We start from the raw sequence: 2,002 nt of genomic DNA on the forward strand, positions 1-2,002 counted from the left end.
ATGTGTGGCTCGATCAGTTAGTGCTCGCGGGCTCAACGCCTCGTTGCCTTGGCGCGTACACCCCGAGTCTATCGACCTCGTCTTCTACGAGTGATCTCGGTGGTATCTCTTTTCCAGGTGGGTTTCGAGCTTAGATGCGTTCAGCTCTTACCCCGTGGTGCGTCGCTGCCCGGCGCGTGCCCTCTCGGACAGCCGGTACACGAGTGGCACCCATTCGTAGTTCCTCTCGTACTATACGAACGTTCCCGTCAGATACCGTAACACCCCCAATAGATAGNACAGCCGGTACACGAGTGGCACCCATTCGTAGTTCCTCTCGTACTATACGAACGTTCCCGTCAGATACCGTAACACCCCCAATAGATAGCAGCCGACCTGTCTCACGACGGTCTAAACCCAGCTCACGACCTCCTTTAATAGGCGAACAACCTCACCCTTGCCCGCTTCTGCACGGGCAGGATGGAGGGAACCGACATCGAGGTAGCAAGCCACCCGGTCGATATGTGCTCTTGCGGGTGACGACTCTGTTATCCCTAAGGTAGCTTTTTTGTCAGCAATCTCCCGCATCAAGCAGGATGATTGGTTCGCTAGACCACGCTTTCGCGTCAGCGTCCGTCGTTGTGCCGGACACTGTCAGGCTTCCGTTTGCTCTTGCGCTCTTTCCCGAGTCTCCGACTCGGGTGAGGAAACCTTGGGGCGCGCTCGATATCTTTTCAAGCGCGTACCGCCCCAGTCAAACTGCCCGGCTACCAGTGTCCTCCGCCAGGAGTGAGAGTCGCAGTCACCATCGGGTAGTATTTCAATGCTGGCTCGGTGAGCCGCTAGCGCGGCTACCTGTGTAACGCCTCCTACCTATGCTGCACAATGGCGACCACGTCTCAGTGACAGCCTGCAGTAAAGCTCTATAGGGTCTTCGCTTCCCCTTGGGGGTCTCCAGACTCCGCACTGGAACGTACAGTTCACCGGGCCCAACGTTGGGACAGTGACGCTCTCGTTGATCCATTCATGCAAGCCGCTACTGAAGCGGCAAGGTACTACGCTACCTTAAGAGGGTCATAGTTACCCCCGCCGTTAACGGGTCCTTCGTCCCCTTGTAAGGGGGGTTCAGATACCCGCACTGGGCAGGATTCAGTGACCGTACGAGTCCTTACGGATTTGCGGTCACCTATGTTGTTACTAGACAGTCGGAGCGTCCGAGTCACTGCGACCTGCCCCTTTGCGGGGCAGGCATCCCTTCTTCCGAAGGTACGGGACTAACTTGCCGAATTCCCTAACGTCGGTTACTCCCGACAGACCTTGGCTTTCGCCGCCATGAGTACCTGTGTCGGATCTCGGTACGGACAGTGTGCTCGCCTTTTCACGGGCTCTGGGTTGACCTCTCTTACGCTATCCAGCCATTCGATCGCTTCGTGCCATTACGGCTTCCACGATCTTCGACTGTTCGACTGGGCGAAGGCCCAGCAGAGGCGGCCCCAAAGCGTCGGCTTTGNTGCACACTGGCACAGGAATATTAACCTGTTTCCCTGTTGTCCCCTTCGAATTACGGGGGGACTTAGGACCGGCTAACCCTCAGCTGATCAGCATTGCTGAGGAACCCTTACTCGTTCGGCCGTCGGGGGTCTAACCCGACTAACGCTGCTACTATGACCAGGATTTTCGTTACTGAACGGTCCACACGACTTCTCAGCCGTGCTTCCACCCGAACAGAACGCCGACCTACGGGATCATCCGGTAAAGGATGCCGCTAGGTCTCGGTGGTGGACTTGAGCCCCGATCATTTTGGGCGCTCCGAACCTCGGCCGGTAAGCTGTTACGCTTTTCTTAGAGGGTAGCTGCTTCTAAGCTCACCTCCCGGCTGTCTAGGGCTCGGAACCACCTTCGATCGCACTTAGTCCACACTTGGGGACCTTAACCCAGCTCTGGGTTGTCTCCCTCACGGTACACAGGCTTACCCCGCGCACCGGACTCCCTGCGTCAGCGGCGTTCGTAAGTTTGGAGTTGG

Annotated in this window: 1 rRNA gene; it reads right to left on the reverse strand. The window is 57.2% G+C overall.

From position 1 onward, the window contains the following. Positions 1 to 2,002, reverse strand: a 23S ribosomal RNA gene (locus C491_RS23490); the annotation flags it as partial.

The organism is Natronococcus amylolyticus DSM 10524, from assembly GCF_000337675.1.
Lineage (GTDB): Archaea > Halobacteriota > Halobacteria > Halobacteriales > Natrialbaceae > Natronococcus > Natronococcus amylolyticus.